Origin of the sequence: Lachnoclostridium sp. An131 (genome assembly GCF_002160825.1) — a bacterium.
Classification (GTDB): Bacteria; Bacillota; Clostridia; order Lachnospirales; family Lachnospiraceae; genus Laedolimicola.
Genome location: NZ_NFLI01000021.1, coordinates 19,937 through 41,829, shown reverse-complemented (window position 1 = coordinate 41,829; position 21,893 = coordinate 19,937). Strand labels below are relative to the sequence as shown.

The window sequence follows — 21,893 nt, the reverse complement described above, 5'->3', positions numbered from 1 at the left end:
CCGCTCTTTGAGCATGATCTCAATGAGATTGTAGACTATATTACTTACCGCTCTCTCCAAAATAAAAGAGCCAGAAACTGAAATTGTCAGCTTTTCTGATATCCCAGTGTCCGTGAGACGTCCGCAAGGTGAATTGCCGCTGCGCGGCAAGAGAGAGCGGCCTGGGCCGAACACCGGATACAGAAAAGCTGACACACTCAGTTCCCGGCTCTTTTATTTTTTTCTTATTCCAACTCAAACGCTCCCGTATAAAGCTGATAATACTGTCCCTTCTGGGCCAGAAGCTCTTCATGGGTGCCGCGCTCAATAATCCTTCCATGATCCAGCACAATAATCACATCCGAATTCTTGACCGTAGACAGGCGGTGTGCAATGACAAACACCGTTCTTCCCTCCATCAACGCGTCCATACCTCTCTGCACAATGGCCTCAGTGCGGGTATCGATGGAGGAGGTCGCCTCGTCCATGATCATAACAGGCGGGTCAGCCACTGCCGCCCGGGCAATGGAAATCAACTGCCGCTGCCCCTGGGACAGATTCGCCCCGTTTCCGGTCAGCATAGTCTGATACCCGTCCGGCAGACGCCGGATGAAATCATCTGCCCCGGCCAGCCTTGCAGCGCCGATACACTCCTCGTCCGGCGCGTCCAGCTTTCCATATCGGATATTCTCCATCACCGTTCCTGTAAACAGATTGACATCCTGCAGAACGATTCCCATAGAATGGCGCAGGTCAGCCTTTTTAATCTTGTTAATATTGATGCCGTCATAGCGGATCTTTCCATCTGCGATATCGTAAAAACGATTCAGCAGATTCGTAATCGTGGTCTTTCCTGCTCCGGTCGCCCCCACGAAAGCTACCTTCTGGCCAGGTTTCGCGTAAAGAGAGATATCGCGGAGTACCGGTTTATCGGGCACATACTCAAAATCCACATCAAACAGGCGCACATCTCCCTGCAGCCTTGTGTAGGTCACAGTGCCGTCCGCTTTATGGGGATGCTTCCAGGCCCAGATTCCGGTGCGCTCTGCGCATTCCGTCAGTGTTCCGTCGTCGTCCTCCTGTACGTTCACCAGTGTCACATAACCGTCGTCTGCCTCTGGCTGCTGATCCATCAGCGTAAAGATTCTCTCTGCGCCTGCAAGTCCCATAACTACGGAGTTAATCTGGTTGGACACCTGAAAGATGTTTCCTGAAAACTGCTTCGTCATGTTCAGGAAGGGAACCAGAATACTGATGCTGAAAGCCAGACCTGAAATACTGAAATTGGGGGCCTTCATTAAGAGCAGAAGCCCGCCGGTCACTGCCACCAGTACATAAAGGGCATTTCCCATATTGTTCAGAACAGGTCCCAGAATATTCGCATACCGGTTCGCCTGCTTTGCCACAGAGAAAAGCTCTTCATTCAGCTTGTCAAAATCAGCCTCTGTCTCTCTCTCGTGACAGAAAACCTTGACGACCTTCTCCCCGTTCATAATTTCTTCCACAAAGCCTTCTACCTTACCTACAGCCACCTGCTGCCGGAAGAAAAACCGGGCTGAGCCGCCGCCGATCCTGCGCACCGCAAGCAGCATTATAATCATTCCAAACACAATCACGACAGCCAGCCAAATGCTGTAATAAAGCATGATGCAGAAGACTGTCAGAACCATGATGGATGAAGTCAGAATCTGCGGAAAGCTCTGGGATATCATCTGCCGCAGCGTATCGATATCATTTGTATAATAGCTCATGATATCTCCATGGTTGTTCGTATCAAAATATTTGACCGGAAGCCGCTGCATACCGTTAAACATCTTCACACGCAGCTTTTTTAAGGTTCCCTGCGTCATAATCGCCATCAGCTGGTTAAAAGCCAGAGACGAGGTCAGCGACAGAATATAGAATACCGCCAAAATCGACACCAGCCGGAGAACCTGCCCTCCTACCAGGCTCCAGTCTCCCGTCTGCCAGCTTCGCTCCACAACCGCAATGACATTCTGCATAAAAACCGCAGGCACAGAGCTCACGACCGCGCTGAAAATGATACAGATGACTGTCACTGGCATCATAACCGGATAAAACTCCTTCATCGTCTTCAAAAGACGCAGGACGATGGATTTTTTCCCACTCTTTTTACTCATCTTTATCACCTGCCTTATTCTGGGACGTATAAATTTCACTGTAAATCTTGTTTCTTGACAGAAGCTCCTGATGAGTTCCCACATCATTGATGGTACCGCCCTCCATTACAATAATGCGGTCCGCATCTTCCACGGATGCCGTCCTCTGGGCAATAATAATCTTTGTGGTCTCCGGAATGTATTCACGAAGCGCTCTGCGGATACTTGCATCCGTCTTCGTGTCTACCGCGCTGGTAGAATCGTCCAGAATCAAAATCTTTGGCTTCTTCAAAAGAGCGCGGGCAATACAAAGCCTCTGCTTCTGTCCGCCGGACACATTTGCGCCGCCCTGCTCAATCCAGGTGTCGTATCCCTGCGGAAACTGAGATACAAACTCATCCGCGCAGGCCATCCTGCAGGCCTCGATCATCTCTTCGTCTGTGGCCTCCTTGTTGCCCCAGCGCAGATTATCCTTGATTGTTCCGGAAAACAGAATATTCTTCTGCAGCACGACAGCCACCTGGTTTCTGAGAGAATCCAGATCATACTGGCGTACATCCACGCCTCCTACCTTCACAGAGCCCTCTGTCACATCATACAGTCTCGAAATCAGCTGGATCAGGGAAGACTTGGAAGATCCTGTCCCTCCGATAATGCCGATCGTTTCACCAGACTTAATCTCCAGATTGATGTTTGCCAGCGCCATACGCTCTGCTTTCTTGGAATATTTGAAATTCACATGATCAAAGGTAATCGAACCGTCTGCCACCTCATACACCGGATTCTCGGGATTCTCCAGCGTACTCTTCTCTGTCAGAACCTCCACGATACGTTTTGCAGACTCATCTGCCATCGTGATCATTACAAACACCATGGACAGCATCATCAGGCTGTTCAGCATCATGAAATTATAGGTCAGAAGCGAGGAAAGCTGTCCCACATCCAAGTCAAGCCCCCGGGATGTAATGATTGTATAGGAGCCAAAGGAAAGCACAAATACCATAACCCCATAGATGCAGAACTGCATCATCGGGCCATTGAAGGCCAGGATTCTCTCTGCCCTCGTGAAATCTGCGCATACATCCTCCGCTGCCGTACCGAATTTCTTTTCCTCATAATCTTCACGGACAAAGGACTTCACCACCCGCATCGCCTTGATATTCTCCTGGATGGAGCTGTTCAGGTTATCGTATTTTTTAAATACCTTTTTAAACAACGGCATAGCCCTGCGTATTACAAGGATCAGGCCGGTTCCCAGAAACGGAATGGTCAGGAAGAAAATCCATGCCATCCTTCCGCCCATAATGAACGCCATCGTAAATGCAAAAATCAGCATCAGCGGCGCACGTACCGCTATACGGATAATCATCATATAGGCCAGCTGCACATTTGTGACATCTGTGGTCATACGGGTAACCAGTGACGACACCAGAAATTTGTCAATATTTTCAAACGAGTATCTCTGTACACTGTAAAACATATCCTTGCGGAGATTCTTGGCAAGTCCGCAGGATGCCTCAGCGCAGCTGAAGCCAGACATCATACCCAGGAAGAGAGACAGCAGCGCCATAACTACCAGGAGCGCGCCGTACTGAAAGATCACCGTCATACTGCAGCCTGCCTTGATCTGATTGACCAGCATGGCCATGATGAACGGAATAATACATTCCAGCACCACTTCAAGAGCCACCCAGATGGGAGTCATAATGGAGGCTTTTTTATATTCCCGGATACTTTTTGCAAGTTCTCTTATCATGTCCTTTCCTATTCCTCCTTTTCTTCAGGCAAAAAAATAGTGCTTATCCTCCTTCTAAAAGGGGATAAACATTTACTTATAAAAATTATATAGCATACGAAATAAAAATTCAAGAAGCATTTTTCGGAACCAGCGCTTTCCTGGACAAAAGGGAGCTTCAGAATAACAAATCTGAGGCTCCCTTCGTATTTTCTGCATTGTTTTTTGTCTGCAGCCTGCTGCTGTTACAGAACTACCGCTCCCAGCACAGCCACATTTCTGTCTGCCACGAGGCTCTTCTCCTTCTTAATCAGCTTTGTATAAGAAACGCCCCTTTTCTCCAGGAACAGCACGCCATCATAGCGATCGAGCTCTTCCAGGGCCGACGCCCGAAACACGATACGCTCATAAGCAGAAACCGTAATTCCCTCCAGCTCCGGCACAAGCCTGGTCCGGAAGGCCTCTGCCTCGTCTTTTGCAATGGTACCGGCGAGCATAATCCGTTTCATGCCGCCGTCCTTTGAAATGGCTGTTTTCAGATTTGCAGCCGCAATCTTCAGCTGCTCTTCATAGGTGATATCGGCGTACTCGCCTTCCTCTATGCGCTGAAGCCATCTGTCCAGGAAGCCAAAGATCCGTTTCTTTGCGGGGCTCTTCGTAATCTGTCCCAAGAGCGGCATGCCAAATTCTTCCCGGAAGCTCTCGGTGCTCTGCAGCTTTCCGCTCATCAGGTAAATCACCACCAGAATAAAGGCTGCCAGGAATGCGCCCAGGACAACTCCTATGACTGCAAACTTGACTCCCTCTCTTACCGGGCTCGCATAGGAAACTGCTTCGCCTACTACGATGGTTTCGCCTTCCTCTTCCACCACAGTCTCCAGCTCTGTCTGCATATTTTTAAGCTGCGTAAAGGTCGTTGTATAGCTGTTTAAAACTTCATTTTGATAAGACTGAATTCCTCTGTCTATGCGCTCTGTCTGAGACTCTGAGAGAAGCGTCAGCCCGTGGCTGCCGATCTGCTCCTGAAGCTGCGCGCCGTATGATTCAATGGCACGCTTTGCCGCTTCCATATAAGCCTCACAGCTTTCCTCACTGTCCGCAGTGATCTGAATCTGGAATACGTTCGGCTTGCTCTGGCCGACACCCACAATCTGAATCTGGGCGGATGCCTCCTCCCCGGAAAGCTCATAGCTTTCCTCTGTCACAGGCCGTTCCTTACTCTCAAAGGAAATCAGATACTGCAGCTCAGCCTCTGAGATGCCGCTGTCCTCCCCCATCATTTCCGCTGCCAGGCGTCCGTCTGTCGAGAAATCCTCATAAGCGCCGATCAGGCTGTTTCGCACATTCTCTCCCGCATCGCCGGTATCTAGATAGTAGCTTAAGCTTCCGGTCGCCAGATGATAGGGATCCAGCTTCATGATCACAGAGCTGTCAATATAATCCTTCAGCCCTTCCATCTCCTGCTGGAGATTCTCTATTGCCAGATTATAATATTCGATATTGGGATTGGAGATGATTTCTGTCTCCATCGTCTCTTCTCCCTCTTCCGCTGTATTCTGCGCCTCTCTCTTGGCCTGGTTGTCCCGCACCGTGGACTGATATTTGTAGGCTCCGGCCAGAACGCCCACGATCAGCATAGCCGCCACGATCCAGCGCCATTTCTTCAGGCAGAAAAACAGCAGCTCTGTCAGGCTGATTTCCTTTTCATAGGATTCCTGATATTCGTTCATATTTTCTTCCTCCTGATTTTACTCTTTTATCGTGTAAGTAGGCACGATCTCCTTCACCAGCTGTCTGATAGAAGCAGAATCATGCTCTGCTGCCTTTTTCAGCGCATCCAGCTGTTCACGGAATTTATCATCATCAAACTCTATGGGCTTCCCGATATGAATCAGCTTGTTTGCCGTCTCCTGGAGCCCTTCCTCACTCATCAGAAGCTCCTCATACAGCTTTTCTCCCGGACGCAGCCCTGTAAATTCAATGTCAATATCCTCATAGGGCTTGTACCCCGACAGACGGATCAGGTTCTCCGCCAGGTCAAGAATCTTCACCGGCTCTCCCATGTCCAGGACAAAGATCTCGCCGCCCTTGGCCAGAGCTCCCGCCTGAAGCACCAGAGACACAGCCTCCGGTATCGTCATAAAATACCGGATGATATCCGGATGGGTCACCGTCACAGGACCACCCTTTTCAATCTGTTTTTTGAAAAGAGGAATCACGCTTCCATTGCTTCCCAATACGTTTCCAAAGCGTACCGCCACAAACTCTGTCTTCGAATGGCGGTTCATCATCTGTATGATCATTTCACAGATGCGCTTGGAGGCTCCCATAATGTTTGTGGGGTTCACCGCCTTATCCGTAGAAATCAGCACAAAGCGCTTTACACCGTATCTGTCCGCGGCCAGGGCGGTCTTATACGTTCCGAATACGTTGTTTTTGATCGCCTCGTTCGGGCTGTCCTCCATCAGCGGCACATGCTTGTGGGCAGCTGCATGATAGACAATATCCGGACGGTATTTTTCAAATATTGAGTTCATCCGGTGTGTATTCCGGACAGAACCGATCAGAACGGTCAGATCCAGAGCCGGGAATTTATTTTTCAGCTCCTGCTGAATATCATACGCATTATTTTCATAGATATCAAAAATAATCAGCTGCTTCGGCTCATGTGCCGCCACCTGCCTGCAGAGCTCGCTTCCTATGGAACCGCCTCCTCCGGTGACAAGCACCACCTTTCCGGCCACATAACCCATGATTTCGTCCAGCTGGACACGGATGGGCTCCCGTCCAAGCAGATCCTCGATCTCTACTCTGCGCAGCTTTGAAATGCTGACCTCGCCCTTGATCATCTGATAAAGACCGGGCAGCACCTTCATCTCACAGCCTGTCTCCTTACAGATATTCAGAATATCCCTTACCTCGGACTGCGGCGCTGACGGCATCGCCACGATAATCTCTTCTATCTGCAGCTCCTTTGCCAGACGGACGATGTCTTCCCTGCCGCCCATAATTTTGATCCCGCGCAGATATTTTCCCTGCTTGGACGCATTGTCATCTATCACGCAGCAGATACGCTGATTGAGATATTCGCTGTTCTGAAATTCCTTAATGATCATGGCTCCGGCTTCTCCGCCGCCTACAATCATCGTATTTTTCTTCTGGTCCTTTTCACCGCCGAACAGCCGCCTCTCCTGCAGCATGCGCAGGATGCGGTAAGCAAAGCGTACCATTCCCACGCCCACAATCAGCAGCACATATTTCATCAGATAATAGCTGATCGGCATTCTCATTCTCAGAAGAGACATCCCTATGATCTGAAGGCCAATGCTGCAGGTGCAGGCTCCTATTACATTCAAAAGCTCCGTAGAGCTGGCAAACCGCCAGACGCTGCGGTAGAGCTTGAACAGAACGAACACCAGAAGCGTAACCACAAGATTCACCGGGAGATACAGCAGCTCATAGTCCACATACCGCATCTCCATATTGCTGAACCGGAAGTCATAGCGGATATATAAAGCCAGAAAGCCGGAAAGCGCAATCAGAAAGATATCCACAATCACCAGAAGGGCAATCCGGTTTCTGGGAGCATTCTTTTCAACAAATTTTTCCAGATTCATTTTTTCATCTCCATACATAAAATCAATTCATTATATCTCATTTATCCGGAAATGGCAACCGGCATTCCCGGTCATTTATTATTCAATTTCACCCTTTTTGCTGTCTGATATTCCATGTCTGTCTCGTATTTATTAACATGAAACTTCACAAAGCTGCTGAAAGGGAGGGGCTTTATGGAAAAAGAAAGGCTGCACGAGCTGTTTCGGTTCTCAGGTATTCTGCCTCACTATCAGGGGTATGAATATCTGGAAGAGGCGGTTCTGATGGCAGTTGAGAATCCGATGCGGCTGCAGAATATTCAGGAAGGAATATACCTTCCCATAGCCAGAAAGCATCATGTCAGCCAAAACAGTGTAGAAAAGGCCCTGCGGACTGTTCGTGATTCCATGATAAAACATGGAGGGCTGGCTCTCTTTTCTGAAATATCCGGCTATCAGGGCTGGACAGCGCGCACTCCTTATCCCAAGGAAATCATCTGCATCTTTGCCGATTATCTAACCCACCTTTCTTGACAGCCCTCCTCTTTCCACCTATAATTGTCGTGTACAAAATTTTCAGTCTTCACAGACAGACCATTCACAGATTTCGAAGGAGAGGCTTCTATTGGCAGACAGCCGGTATCGTTCCCTGAATGACGCTCTGAGAGAACGTTTTGGAGAAAAACTGTATAAACTGACCCTGAACGGGGGATGCACCTGTCCGAACCGGGATGGAACGCTTGGCACCCGCGGCTGCATTTTCTGCAGCGAAGGAGGATCCGGCGAGTTTGCTGCCAGTCCCCTGCTTTCCATACGGGAACAGATCGAGGACGGAAAGCGCCGTCTTTCCGGCAAACGACCGGTTCAAAGGTATATCGCCTATTTTCAGGCCTATACCAATACCTACGCGCCGGCAGAAAAGCTGCGCCGGATGTTCACAGAAGCCATATCCTGCCCGGAAATCGCCATCCTGTCTGTCGCTACCCGGCCCGACTGTCTCGGAGATGATGTGCTTTCTCTTCTCGAAGAGCTGAACCGCATCAAACCCGTCTGGGTAGAGCTGGGACTGCAGACTATCCATGAAAAAACCGCTGCTTTTATCCGGCGCGGTTATCCGCTTGCGGTCTTCCAGGAAGCCATGCAGGCCCTCCAGGAGCGGAAGATCGAGGCCATCGTCCATACGATCCTCGGGCTGCCCGGCGAGACGCCGGATATGATGCTGGATACCGTACGCTATGTAAACAGCACGGCGGCGTCAGGCATAAAGCTGCAGCTTCTGCATATATTGAAGAATACGGATCTGGCTGATTATTACGAACAGACCCATTTCCCGGTTTTATCCATGGAAGAATATGTGGATCTGGTCATCCGCTGTCTGGAAATCTGCCGTCCTGATCTGGTGATTCACCGCCTCACAGGCGACGGGCCGAAGGAGCTTCTGATCGCCCCTCTCTGGAGCCAGGCCAAACGGCAGGTGCTGAACGCCATCCACAGGGAGCTGAAGCAGAAGGATACCTGGCAGGGACGCCTTTATACTCCATGACAGGGGCTCCTTGCTGTGAAACGTGATAGAAAAGGAGAATTGTAATGGCAGATACCTTTACTCTGTACAAGCTGATTATTCTCTATATGCTGGACAAGGTCAGCTTTCCCTTAAGCAATGCCCAGCTCTCGGAATTTATCCTGGAAAAAGAATACACAGACTATTTTACAGTCCAGACGGCTCTGTCCGAACTGAACGAGACAGGCTTTCTAAGGATGAGCACTGTCCGCAATACCTCCCTATACCATATTACAGAAGAAGGACGCAAAACCCTGTCCTACTTTCAAAACCGGATCTCCTCTGATATCCGGGACGAAATCGATGCTTTTCTTGAGGAACACAGCTACGAGCTGCGCAACGAAATCTCTACGCCAGCTGATTTCTATCGGACCGAATCAGGCGAATACGCCGCCCGCTGCAGAGTCCTGGAAAAGGATTCCGTGCTTATCGATCTGACTCTGACCGTACCGGTCAGGGAACAGGCCGAAGCCATCTGCAGCCATTGGCGTGATAAGAGCCAGGCTCTTTACGCTTCTATTATCAAAGAGCTGTTATGAAGAGCTTGCTTTGAGCAGCATTCCTGCAAAGCTTCCGTATGCAGAGCTGTAAAAGTGAAAGAGGAGGGCGCCCTTTTAAACCGCTGCCGCGGCTTCGGTCGCCCTCTTTCCTTTGAAATTCCACAGTTTTCCCTATCTGTCTTTTCTATAGCGGTTCAGCCCCTCTGCAAGCGTCTTTACATCTCCTATCAGGTCATCAAAGGCCCCTGATTCATAGAGGCTGATCAGAATCATTCCCACAGGAACAGCAATGATCATGGCAACAATTCCGCCTATCTTATATCCAATAAACATGCAGAACAGCGTCGCCAGGGGATTCAGGCCGATCGTATCCCCTACTATCTTAGGCTGAATCAGCTGACGCACCAGCTGGCTTACCAGATAGATGATAATAAGCCCCACCGCAAATTCATAGTCGGCGCTCAAAATCTTCAGCACCGCCCAGGGAATCAGCACGGTCCCAGTGCCAAGGAAGGGCAGGAAATCCAAAAGCGCGATCAGAAGCGCAAACAGCACCGCATAATTGATTCTCAGAATTGCAAAGCCTGTCAGAAGAATCAGCGCCACCACGCCCATAATCTTGAACTGAGCCTTAAAATATCCCCCTACGGCCTTCCGGAATTTTCCCATGATAAACTGCCATTTTTGGCGGACTGTATCCGGCGTGTGCTCTCTTCCCCACTGCAGGATTTTTTCCCGCTCCGCAATGAAGAAATACGCGGAGAGTACTGCAAAAATCACATTAATCAGCGCATTTGGAATATTTCTGGCTATACTGCCTGCCGCGGCCACCGTAGGCGTTCCGATGGTTCCGATGATATCCCCCAGCGAATTTGTCAGAGAATCGATAAGCCTTGACAGACTTTCCGTCAGATTCGGAGGAAACCTGGACATAATACCCTGCAGATTATTCTCAGTCTCAGCCAGATCCTGAAGAAAGAAATTGTAAAGCTCCGGCAGGGTTCCGATAAACCCGTAAATTTCCCGCGCAATCCTGGAAATCGCGAAATAACCGCCGAATACTACCAGCGCAACTGCGCCGATGATAATCAGCATAGAGCTGTGCTTCCGGACAATCTTCATCCTTTTTTCCATAAAACGAACCAGAGGATTCGCTATCATGGCGATAATCCAGCCTATCACCAGAGGCATAAAAAACAGGATAAGCCTCGGAAGCAAAAGGCAGACCAGAAGCACCGACGCCAGAAACAATAAAATGTTTACGAGACTTTTCATGTACCTGCTGTTCATATTCTCACCTCGCAAAGGGCGGCGCAGGGATACAGCCGTTTCCGCTGCCCGATCCCGTTAATCTTCTGCCAGTATTTCGTCCATAACCGCCCAGATCTCGTCCCGTCCCTGCTTTGTAAGCGCCGAAAACGGAAGCATCCTGGTCCCCGGCTTTACTCCCAGTCCTGTCCGCAGAACCTTCAGCTGTTTTTCTATCTGGCTTCTCTTGATCTTGTCCAGCTTCGTCGCAATGATGATCGGGTCATAGCCCTGGTAAACAATCCACTCGTACATCCGGCGGTCATTTTCCGAAGGCTCGTGCCGGATATCGATCAGAAGAAAGACTGCCCGCAGCTGCTTCGAGCCATGAAGATACCGCTCAATGAGCTTTCCCCATTTTTCCCGAATCTCCTGGGACACCTTCGCATAGCCATACCCGGGAAGATCGACCAGATACATGGCGTCATTGATGTTGTAAAAATTGATGGTCTGCGTCTTTCCCGGCTGGGCCGAGGTCCTTGCCAGCGCCTTGCGGTTCATCAGGGCGTTGATAAGGGAGGATTTTCCCACATTTGATTTCCCCGCAAAGGCAATCTCCGGCAGGGTATTCTCCGGGAGACGGCTGGTTACGCCGCAGACCGTCTCCAGACTTACGTTTTTAATGTTCATGAAAGGCTACCTCTAATACATCCTTCATCTGCTCTGCGTACACAATACGCAGGCCCTTTTTGATCTCCGGTGAAATATCTTCCACATCCCGCTTATTCCGGGCAGGCACAATCACAGTTTTGATGCCGGCGTTCTTTGCAGCCAGAAGCTTCTCCTTCAGGCCGCCGATAGGAAGCACGCGCCCTCTCAGCGTAATCTCTCCTGTCATGGCTACCGACGCGTAGACCGGAATTCCCGTGATAGCAGACAGCATCGCTGTCGCCATCGTGATGCCTGCCGAAGGCCCGTCCTTGGGGACAGCCCCCTCTGGTATATGGATATGTATATCATGCTCCCGGAAGAACTTCTTTCCGATTCCATAATGTTCACTGACGGAACGGATGTAGCTTAAGCCTGTCCGGGCCGACTCCTTCATCACGTCGCCCAGCTGGCCGGTCAGAGAGATCTCTCCCCGTCCGGGCATGATATTGACCTCTATCTGGAGCGTATCGCCGCCCACGCTGGTCCAGGCCAGGCCGCGGACGATTCCCACCTCATCCGTCTCATTTGCCCTGTCATAAATATAACGCGCTTTGCCCAGATATTTCTCCAGATTATTCTCCGTAAGCTTTACGGATTTTTTGTCGTGCTCCAGAATTTCTCTGGCCGCCTTGCGGCAGACCTCACCGAGCTTTCTCTCCAGCTGGCGCACGCCGGCCTCCCGGGTGTAGCTGTGAATCAACTGCTCCAGCGCCTTCTGGCTGATGGAAAGCTGTCCATCCTTCAGGCCGTTTTTCTCCATCTGCTTGGCGATCAGGTGTTCGCGCGCGATATGTACCTTTTCATTTTCCGTATAGCTGCTGACCTCGATCAGCTCCATGCGGTCCAGCAGAGGCCGCGGGATCGTGTGCACGTCATTTGCCGTGGCGATAAAGAGCACCTCTGAGAGATCCAGCGGGATTTCCACATAGTGATCATGGAAACGGTTATTCTGCTCGGAATCCAGCACCTCCAGCAGGGCCGATGCCGTATCTCCCTTGTAATCGCTGCTGACCTTATCAATCTCATCCAGCAGCATCAGCGGATTCTTCACACCGGCCTGCCGCATACCGGCCGCGATGCGGCCTGGCATCGCACCCACATAGGTGCGCCGATGACCTCGAATCTCCGCCTCGTCCCGGACGCCGCCCAGAGAAATACGCACATACTTTTTATTCAGCGCTCTTGCGATAGACCGGGCAATGGAGGTCTTACCCGTTCCAGGCGGGCCTACAAGACAGATAATCGGGCTTCTCCCCTTCTTTGTCAGAATCCGAACAGCCAGGAACTCCAGTACTCTCTGCTTCACCCTCTCCATGCCGTAATGATCTTCATCCAGAATTTCCTCAGCCCTTTTTAAATCCGTGTTGTCCTTGGACGCCTTGTCCCAGGGCAGCTCCAGCAGCGTCTCGATGTAGCCACGGAGTACTGCGCTCTCCGAAGAATTATTTCCTATATTCTTAAACCGTGTGATCTCTTTTTCAATCTTTTCCTTAACTTCCCTGGATGCCTTCAGCTTTTTCAGCTCTTCCCGGAAATGATCGACATCGGATCCCGTGGTGTCCTCTCCCAGCTCCTCGCGGATCACCTTCAGCTGCTCCCGCAGCAGATATTCTCTCTGGTTTTTGTCCACGCGGGCCTTCACCTTTTCCTGGATCTCTCTCTTAAAGCGCAGAACCTCCATCTCCTTGTTCATCTGAACGCAGAGAAGCTCATAGCGCTCCGACAGCGCAGCCGCCTCCAGAAGCTTCTGCTTTTCCTCATAGTAAAGGGGCAGATTGACCATAATTTCCTTCATCAGCTTTTCCAGGTCATTCGTATCCGTGATCTGCCTCTCCAGATCCTTTCCTACCTTGCCGCTCTCCCGGCAGTACAGATGGAAGGTCTCAGACAGATTGCGCGCCATCGCCTCTTTCAGATCCGGTGCAATGCTCTCTGCCTCGTCTTCCTCCTCGAATCGGATGACCTCCGCCTCCAGAAATTCTCCGTCCTGCTCGAAATGCGACAGCTCCGCCCGTTCCAGCCCTTCCGCCAGTACGCGCACTACCTTGTGCGGCAGCTTAATCACCTGCTTCACTGCCGCAATCGTTCCTATCCGAAAAAGATCCTCCGGCCCGGGCTGTTCGGTCTGTACATCTCTCTGAGTTACCAGAAAAACCCTCTGCTCTCTCAGCATTGCCTGCTCGATGGCTTTCACCGAGCGCTCTCTGCTGACGTCAAAATGTATCACCATACCGGGGAGAATTGTCATTCCTCGAAGCGCTACCACAGGTAAAGTCTCAATCAGGTCTCTCACTTTACGCTCCTCCTGTCCTTTTTCCTTATCTCGTTCCCGGACAGGCAGTCCTGTCTCTTCTATAAACAATGAGATTCCAGGCTACGCCCGGAATCTCATTTCACTGCTCGTCGTTACAGGCCTGCCCGTTCCTTCTACGACTTCTTTTGTAATGATACAGCTCGTAATGCTGTCATCCGACGGAATCTCGTACATGCTGTCCATCATAATGCCTTCCATGATGGCACGCAGCCCTCTGGCGCCGGTCTTACGCTTCACGGTCTGCTCCGCGATAGCTTCAATGGCTTCCGGTTCAAAGGTGAGCTTCACGCCGTCCAGCTCAAACATTTTTTTATACTGTTTTACGATGGAGTTCTTCGGCTCCATCAGAATCCGAATCATATCATCCTTCGTCAGCGCGTCCAGAGCCACCGTCACCGGTACACGGCCCACAAACTCAGGAATCATGCCGAACTTCACCAGATCCTCCGGCAGCAGCTTGCGCAGGAGCTCTCCCACGTTGTCCTCCTCATTGGGCTTTCCAAGCTCTGCTCCGAAACCAATCGTCCGCTGATCCATACGGCGCTCGATGATCTTATCGAGTCCCTCAAAAGCACCTCCGCAGATGAAGAGAATATTGGTCGTGTCAATCTGAATCAGCTCCTGATGGGGATGCTTTCTTCCGCCCTGGGGCGGCACGGAAGCAATCGTTCCTTCCAGAATCTTCAAAAGAGCCTGCTGCACTCCCTCTCCGGATACGTCTCTGGTGATCGATGGATTCTCCGATTTTCGCGTGATCTTGTCAATCTCGTCGATATAAATAATGCCGTGCTGTGCACGCTCCACATCATAATCAGCCGCCTGAATGATCTTCAGCAGGATGTTTTCCACATCTTCGCCCACATAGCCTGCCTCTGTCAGAGAGGTAGCGTCCGCGATCGCAAAGGGCACATTCAGCAGACGCGCCAGCGTCTGTGCCAGCAGCGTCTTTCCGGAACCGGTCGGCCCGAGCATCAGAATATTGCTCTTCTGCAGCTCCACGTCAGAATTCTTCCTGTCATCCATGGCAAGAATCCGCTTATAATGGTTATACACCGCTACAGAAAGAACCTTCTTGGCATCCTCCTGGCCGATCACATAATCGTCCAGGAATTCCTTGATCTCCTTGGGCTTTAAGAGGTTGATCTCCTCCGGTCCGCGCTCCATCTCCTCCTGCTCGAATTCCTCTTCGATCAGTTCCGCACAGAGCTCCACGCACTCATCGCAGATATAGGTGCCGCTGGGCCCGGAGATCATCTTCCGTACCTGGTCCCCTGTCTTCCCGCAGAAGGAACACCTTATCTTGTCATCACTAATTCTGGCCATTTATAATCTTCCTTTATGCTCTCTTTGTTACAATGCTGTCGATCAGGCCATAGGCTACAGCTTCCTCTGCGCTCATGTAATTGTCGCGTTCAGTATCCGCCGCAATGACCTCCAGCGGCTGTCCTGTGTTGGCCGCCAGAATCTCGTTCAGCTTTTTCTTCGTTTTCAGAATATGATCGGCCACAATCTTGATATCTGTAGCCTGGCCCTGGGCTCCGCCGGAGGGCTGGTGAATCATAATCTCAGCGTTGGGCAGCGCCATACGCTTTCCCTTCGCTCCGCCTGCCAGCAGGAATGCTCCCATGCTGGCTGCCATGCCCATGCAGATCGTGGACACGTCGCACTTGATATACTGCATCGTATCGTAAATCGCCATACCTGCAGTCACGGAACCGCCCGGACTGTTGATATACAGGCTGATATCCTTGCCCGGATCCTCAGACTCCAGAAACAGGAGCTGGGATACCACCAGGCTTGCAGATACATCTGTTACTTCCTCCCCCAGAAAGATAATCCTGTCCTTGAGCAGGCGGGAATAAATATCATAGGAACGCTCTCCCCGGCTGGTCTGCTCAATGACATAAGGTACCAAACTCATATTCATCATGCTTATCATTTCCTTTCTGTCAGCTGCCAGAATCTCTCTCAAGCTCTTTATTTCTCGACAGCTGCGTCCACTATCAGCTCGATAGCCTTCTGAATCGCCAAATCCTCTCTGATGTTCTTCTTATCTGCATCGCTGAACAGCTCTTTCAGCTTCTCCACTTCCATCTTGTACTGCTCTGCCATGCGCGCGTACTCAGCCTCCAGCTCCTCGTCGGTCGCCTCCAGCTTCTCAGCGGCTGCGACTGCCTCAAGAACGAGGCGGCTCTGGATTCTCTTCAGGGCCTGGGGCTTGGACTGCTCTACCAGGGCGTCGACTGTAGAACCCGTGAACTGCATATACTGATCCATGGAAAGCCCCTGCATCTGAAGCCTCTGTGCAAACTCATCCACCATCTGCTCAGCCTGAGTCTTCACCATGGCATCCGGAATCTCCATCTTTGCGCCCTCGATAATTTTCTCGATTACAGCGTCTTCCTTCTTTGCCTTCGCAGCGTCCGCTTTCTTCTCTTCCAGCTTCTTACGCACGTCTGCCTTGTATTCCTCCAGTGTATTGAATTCAGAAACATCCTGTGCGAAATCATCGTCCAGCTCAGGAAGCTCCTTTACCTTAATCTCTTTCACTGTGCACTTAAACACCGCCGGCTTTCCTGCCAGCTCTTTTGCATGGTACTCCTCCGGGAAGGTTACGTTTACTTCCATCTCCTTGCCAAGCTCAGCGCCAATCAGCTGCTCCTCAAAGCCGGGGATAAATGCGCCGGAGCCGATGGTCAGCGGATAATCCGTTCCCTTACCGCCCTCAAACGGAACTCCGTCTACAAAGCCTTCAAAATCGATCACCGTCATATCGCCATCCTGTACCGGACGATCCTCTACCGTGATCGCTCTGGAATTATTCTCGCGCTCCTTGTCGATCTCTGCATTTACTTCCTCATCGGTCGCTGCAGTATCCTGCTTCTCCACCTCAATGCCCTTGTACTCGCCAAGCTCCACTTCCGGCTTTACAGCCACCTCAGCAGTAAAAATGAACGGTTTTCCCTTCTCAATCTGTACAATGCTGATCTCCGGGCGGGATACCAGCTCCAGCTCACACTCGTCCGCAGCCTTTTCATAAGCGGACGGGATCAGGTCATTCACCGCATCCTCATAAAAGAAGGAGGGGCCATACATCTTCTCGATAATCTGACGCGGCACCTTGCCCTTGCGGAAGCCCGGAATCGTAATCTGCTTTCTATTCTTCAGGTAAGCCTTCTGGATAGCGCCCTCAAGCTCCTCGGGCGATACCTCAATCGTAAGCTTTGCCATGTTCTTCTCTAATTTTTCAACCTGTAAACTCATTTTTCTATTTTCCTCCTTAAATGGTATACCTTATCAGGACTGCGCAGAACCGGTTCAAAAACAGCTCCCGCGATCTAAGTATGCTGAAAAAGCACATACTCGCAGTCATTGTAATAGTATAGCATGGGCCTTCTGTAAAAATCAAGTACTTGTGTACAAAAAACGCCAGAGTTTCCACCGGACTCTGACGTTTTCCCCCTGTCTCTGATATTCTCTCCCTTCCGCGTGCTGAGCTTTTCTCTGAAATCGTTTCCGTTCAGTTCCTTTGCTTTCCTTCTCTTGCCTCCAGAAGTACGGCCTTCAGCTGATTCTCGATTCCTGTCAGCTCGCTCTCTGCGCTCCGGCGGGCTGCGCTGCCCTCCTGCTGAATCTTGATCGTCTCTTCGATCGTCTCGATCAGATCGGTGTTTACCTTTTTGAGCGTTTCGATATCCACAATTCCTCTCTCAGATTCCTTCGCCACATCGATGGTATTCTGCTTCAGCAGCTCCGCATTTTTCTTCAAAAGCGCATTCGTGGCATCAGAAACCTCTCTCTGCATTTTCAGGGCACTCTTCTGCCGGCTCAGGCCCAGCGCAATCACAATCTGGCTCTTCCAGAGCGGAATCGTATTCAGAACCGCTGTCTGAATCTTGTCCACCAGCAGCTTGTCGTTATTCTGAATCAGCCGGATCTGCGGAGCTGTCTGAAGCGCAATCGTCCTGCTCAGCTTCAGATCATGGACCTTTTTCTCAAAACGGTTCACGGTGTCCTCGAAATCTGTCACCAGCTGGGCGCTCATAGGATCCCCCTTCGCCCGTGCCTGCTCACGCAGAGCCGGGATCGTCTCCCTGCGGATTTCGCTGATTTTCTCTTCTCCGGCCGTGATATAGACCTGAAGCTCCCGGAAATAATCCAGATTTTTTTCATATAGATTATCGAACATCCCGATATCCTTCAAAAGCTCCATCCGCGCCCTGTCCAGCTCTCCCTCGATACGGTCTATCTGCACCTCCAGCGTCTCATAGCGCTGCATGAATTTCCGCAGGCTGCGGGAGGCGTCCTTCAGAATCGGGAGCTTATCCAGAAAGCTTTCCTCCCCCAGCTTATCTACTCCCACATCCTTTACCTTTATCATCAGCTCCGACATCATGTCGCCCACATAGCCGCTGTCTTTGCTTCGGATCTGTGTCAGAATATTGTCGGCAAAATTCGAAATGTTTCTCTGGACCCCCACGCCGTATTGAATCGCGGCCTGAGAATCCATCAGATCAATGCTCTCCTTAATCTCATTGACCCGGTTCCGCTGCTCTGGCGTCAGCTCTTCGAGCTGTGTCTCAAGCTGCGCAGTGTTTTCTGTCTCTGCCGCCGGCACAGGCTGCATGCTTTTTCGCTGTGCCAGCGCTTCCAGGCTGATCTGTTCTGCCATAAGCTGTTATCTCCTTTTCCTGTCCCCAATTGGCAGAAGAAGCAGGCCTCCCGCCAGCTGTGAGGATTATTTTACTTACTCCAGCGCTTCTATGATGCGTTCCATCGTATCCGCATCCGGCATATTCATGACGCGGGTCACCTCATCTGCTACGCCGTCCACGCCAAACAGCTCCGTATCCGAAGCCGATCCGTTGATCCCTGTCCGGAACCCGTGGCGTTCCCATGCCATTTTCTGAACCTCTTCATCCATCAGTGCGTCAATTCCCGCCGCTCCCTGCTCGTCCAGAGCGATAAACACATGAGAGGACCAGACGGTAGGGCTCGGATACATGATCCGGATATCATCCCTGACCTGCTGCCAGGTATCCGGATTCTCCACGGCAAATTCCAGCAGCTGGTTCTCATAGCCTGCCACCAGAGGCTTAGCGCCGATCCCAGTCTTCAGAAACTGGTCAAACAAGTCGGAGGAGGAGCTTTCCATATACCCGAGATTGCGGAAAACAGTCTGAAGCCTTGGAAGGATTTCCTCCAGTGATTCCCCGTCCGCGGTGCCGCCGCAGAGCGTATTGGCCAGAAGCCCCGCAAACATATTTCCGGAATTAGATTTTGTAGGGTCCGTCGTCGCCACGGTCACATTCCCGTAAAGCTCCGGAAGCCCTATCCCTGCCCAGGAGGTTCCCTCTTCAATGCAGGCAGTCAGCTTCTCCATATCCACATAGCAGACTCCATCCTCTTCCCAGGCGATGCCCTCTGCCAGCAGTGCCTCTGTCACTGCCGCCCGCGCATAAAGTACGATCGGAGTATTCAGTACAATCTCACTTTTGAACGGATTTCCATACTGCGCCTCATAAATTTCCAGCGCCGTCTGGCTGGACGGAAACAGGAAATCCATTCCTGTATGATCCGTGGACACCATTTCGATGGAACCGGCCCGGGAATAATCTATCTCCAAATGGTATTTTCTCTGTATCAGCTCCTGTACCTCTTCATCCTCCAGGAGGCCTATTTTTTCCCCTCCCACATAGCCGGAAATCGCTGTGGTCTCCCGGCTTTTTCCAAACATTGTATAGGCCACCGCCAGGACGATTACAAGCAGGAGGATTCCCAGCCCTGTAAGCTTTGCCTTCACTTTTCACCCTCCATTTTCAATGTATTTTCCAGAAGGCTGATCTCTGCGTCCACATCCATCAGTTCTCCCTCCATAAACCTCGTAAACTGCTTTTCAAACACCTGGTTCAGCACAGGAAGAGCCTGCGCTGTCTTATTTACTGCCTCCGTCACCTCCGGCGTACGCAGTCCTGTCTCCTGAAGCTGGATATAGCGCTCCAGAAGTCCGGCTGCTGTGTCAAGATAATAGGTAAAGAAACGGCGCGCCATGCCGATTTTCTCCGGATTTTCCTGCAGATATGCCAGTATTCTTTTTCCTCCAGCCTCCAGGGCCTCCGCATCCTGTCTGGTTTTGATATTTGTGATTTCACGGGCCGCCTTTCCGATCTGCTTCAAATCCTTCTGCGCCTCGTTAAGGAGCCTTTGGAGCTCCTCGCCTCCCTGTATTCTTTCTATATCAATCCCACCGAGCCTTTTTCTTGGTTTTAAAAGGAGACAAAGCCCGAAATAAAGAATCACGGAGAGCGCAGCCGCCGCAAGGGGGCTCCATTGAAGCGGAAAAAACAGCAGCAGAAACACCACACAGGAAATCAGCGCTGAGACCAGTGTACTGATTGTATCCTTCATCAATTATATCCCTTCACCTTTCTAAACGCGTCGATGAGATCCTCCCTGCCGTCAAACACACGGGCATTCGTGGCCTCAGCCAGTTCCTCCAGCTGCTCCGGATCCGCGTCTCCAAACATAATCGAAAAAACCGGCACATCCACGCCTGCAGCCTCATAATGCTCCATAAACGTATCAAAGGAGCCGCCGGACATTCCGTCCGTCAAAAGGATAATGGCAGGCGTATATTGAGAAAGCTCGTAATTGGAAAGAACATTCAAAGCCTCATCCGCCGCGATATACATATCTGTTCCGGAGCCGGTCTCCTGCCCAGCCACCTTTTCATACAGAGCTTCGAGCTCCTCTCCTGCTCCCACAGCCGTATATTCTCCCAGAATCTGATCATCAAACAGAATCAGTACGTTCACCTCATCATTGGAAGCCTGCAGAAAATTCTTTTCCGCATTTTCCTGAATCAACAGCTGCTCCATCGCTGCCACCAGCTGCCGGTTTCCCTGTCCTGACATGCTTCCCGAATAATCCAGGCAGTAAATATTCAGGGACGGCTTTTTAAAATCTGTCTGATACAGATTCAGCGCCTCGAACAGCACATCTGTGGAGGGCATTCTCATCGTAGACAGCACACGGTCAGGCTGCAGCCCCCAGTCTGTCCGGAATACATCCCTGTTCTCCTCCGAAATTCCCGTATAGCCGGTGCGCCTTCCTGTTCTCTGGATCTCGTTCTGGACCTCCTCTGAAAGCAGATATTCCTGCAGCTTCAGAAAAGCCTCCTCCTTATCCTCATCTCCATCGTCCACATAGCCGAGCGGCGAATCCGCCAGTGTAAGGCCGTCATAAGGGTAAACCACATAGAGCGTCTCCTCTCCCCGGCTCTCGAGCTCTTCATTTGCCTGAATCATCAGGCATTCATAATTGACCATGGCGTCATAACCGCCATCCAGAAACATATCCTTCAGCCAGTCTGAGCTGCCGGAAGAACGGTTTACCCCAGACAGCAGCTCCCGGATATCCGCCTGCAGCTGCGGATCCTGCAAATCCTCTTCTGTAATCATGTCCGGATTGCCCAGCAGCGCGTAGAGAAAGCCGATATAGGCGCTTGCTCCGGAATTGGACTGGGTTGCGCTTGTCATGCAGAATTTCAGTTTTCCAGCTTCAATAGCGTCCAGAATGTCCCCGACCGATACCTCCCGGCCCACAAAGCCCAGTTCTTCAGCCAGGCTCTGGCGGATCCCGAAGACCACCGGTGTGACAGAAATGGATTCCGCATGCTTTACCCTGTGCTGTGTATCTCCTGCATTCAGCCAGAGACTGCTGGCAGGCCAAACCGCGTCGTACTCTATCTTCTCCTGTTCCAGTGCTCTCATGATATCCAGAGATCCCTGGTAAGTCATTTCAATCTGAATACCGTTTTTCTTTGCAAACTCCTCCAGAATCGGCTCCAGCTCCTGGTTTTCCGAACCAGAGACAATGCTCAAGGTCTGCCGTCCGGCGCCGAGCACCGTATCCGCCTCCTGACCGCTCTCCTCCTGTCCCCTCTGTCCAAGGCCGAAGAACGAACAGCCGGAAAGTCCCAGGGCTGCCAGCAGAGCCAGGCCGCATCCAATCGCAAGGCATCTTCTCTTCATCTGCATTTCTCCTGTCTGCGTCAATATTGGCGCTGTAATTATGATTAAGTCTATCACCAGTTTCTGTTTCCTATCTATCATGCGCCGGTAAAGGGG

17 protein-coding genes are annotated in these 21,893 nt (G+C 51.1%); 3 read left to right on the top strand and 14 right to left on the bottom strand.

The window, feature by feature from the left end; genetic code table 11:
* Window positions 1-224 precede the first annotated feature (224 nt).
* The 4 genes from B5E77_RS15055 to B5E77_RS15040 form a co-directional block, all read right to left on the bottom strand.
* Window positions 225-2,120 (bottom strand): ABC transporter ATP-binding protein, encoded by a 1,896-nt coding sequence (locus B5E77_RS15055; RefSeq protein ID WP_204248071.1) that lies wholly within the window; start codon window positions 2,118-2,120, stop codon window positions 225-227.
* The gene (locus B5E77_RS15050) at window positions 2,113-3,855 is read right to left on the bottom strand and encodes an ABC transporter ATP-binding protein (protein ID WP_087166174.1); all 1,743 of its coding nucleotides are present in this window, start codon (window positions 3,853-3,855) and stop codon (window positions 2,113-2,115) included. Before B5E77_RS15050 ends, B5E77_RS15055 begins: the two co-directional genes overlap by 8 nt.
* Before the next feature lie 224 nt (window positions 3,856-4,079).
* Complete coding sequence (locus B5E77_RS15045; RefSeq protein ID WP_087166173.1) at window positions 4,080-5,564, bottom strand: hypothetical protein; 1,485 nt, start codon at window positions 5,562-5,564, stop codon at window positions 4,080-4,082.
* 18 nt (window positions 5,565-5,582) lie between these two features.
* Entirely contained in the window at window positions 5,583-7,451 is a 1,869-nt protein-coding gene (locus B5E77_RS15040; protein WP_087166172.1) for a polysaccharide biosynthesis protein, read from the bottom strand.
* A gap of 174 nt (window positions 7,452-7,625) precedes the next feature.
* Here B5E77_RS15040 and B5E77_RS15035 point away from each other — a divergent pair, with 174 nt between their 5' ends.
* From B5E77_RS15035 to B5E77_RS15025, 3 genes are all read left to right on the top strand, one after another.
* The gene (locus B5E77_RS15035) at window positions 7,626-7,964 is read left to right on the top strand and encodes a sporulation initiation factor Spo0A C-terminal domain-containing protein (protein ID WP_087166171.1); all 339 of its coding nucleotides are present in this window, start codon (window positions 7,626-7,628) and stop codon (window positions 7,962-7,964) included.
* Window positions 7,965-8,055: 91 nt separating this feature from the next.
* Window positions 8,056-8,973 (top strand): TIGR01212 family radical SAM protein, encoded by a 918-nt coding sequence (locus B5E77_RS15030; RefSeq protein WP_087166170.1) that lies wholly within the window; start codon window positions 8,056-8,058, stop codon window positions 8,971-8,973.
* Between the two features lie 44 nt (window positions 8,974-9,017).
* Complete coding sequence (locus B5E77_RS15025) at window positions 9,018-9,530, top strand: DUF4364 family protein (protein ID WP_087166169.1); 513 nt, start codon at window positions 9,018-9,020, stop codon at window positions 9,528-9,530.
* A gap of 132 nt (window positions 9,531-9,662) precedes the next feature.
* Here B5E77_RS15025 and ytvI read toward each other — a convergent pair whose 3' ends face one another.
* The 10 genes from ytvI to B5E77_RS14975 form a co-directional block, all read right to left on the bottom strand.
* A complete protein-coding gene (ytvI, locus tag B5E77_RS15020; RefSeq protein WP_087166168.1) occupies window positions 9,663-10,781 on the bottom strand; it encodes a sporulation integral membrane protein YtvI in 1,119 nt (372 codons plus the stop codon).
* Between the two features lie 57 nt (window positions 10,782-10,838).
* The gene (yihA, locus tag B5E77_RS15015) at window positions 10,839-11,429 is read right to left on the bottom strand and encodes a ribosome biogenesis GTP-binding protein YihA/YsxC (protein WP_087166167.1); all 591 of its coding nucleotides are present in this window, start codon (window positions 11,427-11,429) and stop codon (window positions 10,839-10,841) included.
* A complete protein-coding gene (gene lon, locus B5E77_RS15010; RefSeq protein WP_087166197.1) occupies window positions 11,419-13,743 on the bottom strand; it encodes an endopeptidase La in 2,325 nt (774 codons plus the stop codon). Before lon ends, yihA begins: the two co-directional genes overlap by 11 nt.
* An 81-nt stretch (window positions 13,744-13,824) precedes the next feature.
* The gene (clpX, locus tag B5E77_RS15005; RefSeq protein WP_087166166.1) at window positions 13,825-15,087 is read right to left on the bottom strand and encodes an ATP-dependent Clp protease ATP-binding subunit ClpX; all 1,263 of its coding nucleotides are present in this window, start codon (window positions 15,085-15,087) and stop codon (window positions 13,825-13,827) included.
* A 13-nt stretch (window positions 15,088-15,100) separates the two neighbouring features.
* Window positions 15,101-15,694: an ATP-dependent Clp endopeptidase proteolytic subunit ClpP gene (gene clpP, locus B5E77_RS15000; protein ID WP_275532771.1), complete on the bottom strand. Its 594-nt coding sequence runs from the start codon at window positions 15,692-15,694 to the stop codon at window positions 15,101-15,103.
* A 47-nt stretch (window positions 15,695-15,741) separates the two neighbouring features.
* A complete protein-coding gene (gene tig, locus B5E77_RS14995) occupies window positions 15,742-17,028 on the bottom strand; it encodes a trigger factor (protein ID WP_087166165.1) in 1,287 nt (428 codons plus the stop codon).
* 256 nt (window positions 17,029-17,284) lie between these two features.
* Window positions 17,285-18,436 (bottom strand): toxic anion resistance protein, encoded by a 1,152-nt coding sequence (locus tag B5E77_RS14990; protein WP_087166164.1) that lies wholly within the window; start codon window positions 18,434-18,436, stop codon window positions 17,285-17,287.
* A 75-nt stretch (window positions 18,437-18,511) separates the two neighbouring features.
* Window positions 18,512-19,567, bottom strand: a complete 1,056-nt coding sequence (locus B5E77_RS14985) for a substrate-binding domain-containing protein (RefSeq protein ID WP_087166163.1) — start codon at window positions 19,565-19,567, stop codon at window positions 18,512-18,514.
* A complete protein-coding gene (locus B5E77_RS14980; protein WP_087166162.1) occupies window positions 19,564-20,172 on the bottom strand; it encodes a 5-bromo-4-chloroindolyl phosphate hydrolysis family protein in 609 nt (202 codons plus the stop codon). Before B5E77_RS14980 ends, B5E77_RS14985 begins: the two co-directional genes overlap by 4 nt.
* The gene (locus tag B5E77_RS14975) at window positions 20,172-21,797 is read right to left on the bottom strand and encodes a VWA domain-containing protein (protein ID WP_162609718.1); all 1,626 of its coding nucleotides are present in this window, start codon (window positions 21,795-21,797) and stop codon (window positions 20,172-20,174) included. Before B5E77_RS14975 ends, B5E77_RS14980 begins: the two co-directional genes overlap by 1 nt.
* Between the last annotated feature and the right edge of the window lie 96 nt (window positions 21,798-21,893).

Bases quoted from the DNA above. Each gene is read 5' to 3' on its own strand.
- B5E77_RS15055 (WP_204248071.1), bottom strand. From the start codon at position 2,120: ATGAGTAAAAAGAGTGGGAAAAAATCCATCGTCCTGCGTCTTTTGAAG.
- B5E77_RS15050 (WP_087166174.1), bottom strand. From the start codon at position 3,855: ATGATAAGAGAACTTGCAAAAAGTATCCGGGAATATAAAAAAGCCTCC.
- B5E77_RS15045 (WP_087166173.1), bottom strand. From the start codon at position 5,564: ATGAACGAATATCAGGAATCCTATGAAAAGGAAATCAGCCTGACAGAG.
- B5E77_RS15040 (WP_087166172.1), bottom strand. From the start codon at position 7,451: ATGAATCTGGAAAAATTTGTTGAAAAGAATGCTCCCAGAAACCGGATT.
- B5E77_RS15035 (WP_087166171.1), top strand. From the start codon at position 7,626: ATGGAAAAAGAAAGGCTGCACGAGCTGTTTCGGTTCTCAGGTATTCTG.
- B5E77_RS15025 (WP_087166169.1), top strand. From the start codon at position 9,018: ATGGCAGATACCTTTACTCTGTACAAGCTGATTATTCTCTATATGCTG.
- ytvI (WP_087166168.1), bottom strand. From the start codon at position 10,781: ATGAACAGCAGGTACATGAAAAGTCTCGTAAACATTTTATTGTTTCTG.
- yihA (WP_087166167.1), bottom strand. From the start codon at position 11,429: ATGAACATTAAAAACGTAAGTCTGGAGACGGTCTGCGGCGTAACCAGC.
- clpX (WP_087166166.1), bottom strand. From the start codon at position 15,087: ATGGCCAGAATTAGTGATGACAAGATAAGGTGTTCCTTCTGCGGGAAG.
- clpP (WP_275532771.1), bottom strand. From the start codon at position 15,694: ATGATGAATATGAGTTTGGTACCTTATGTCATTGAGCAGACCAGCCGG.
- tig (WP_087166165.1), bottom strand. From the start codon at position 17,028: ATGAGTTTACAGGTTGAAAAATTAGAGAAGAACATGGCAAAGCTTACG.
- B5E77_RS14990 (WP_087166164.1), bottom strand. From the start codon at position 18,436: ATGGCAGAACAGATCAGCCTGGAAGCGCTGGCACAGCGAAAAAGCATG.
- B5E77_RS14980 (WP_087166162.1), bottom strand. From the start codon at position 20,172: ATGAAGGATACAATCAGTACACTGGTCTCAGCGCTGATTTCCTGTGTG.
- B5E77_RS14975 (WP_162609718.1), bottom strand. From the start codon at position 21,797: ATGAAGAGAAGATGCCTTGCGATTGGATGCGGCCTGGCTCTGCTGGCA.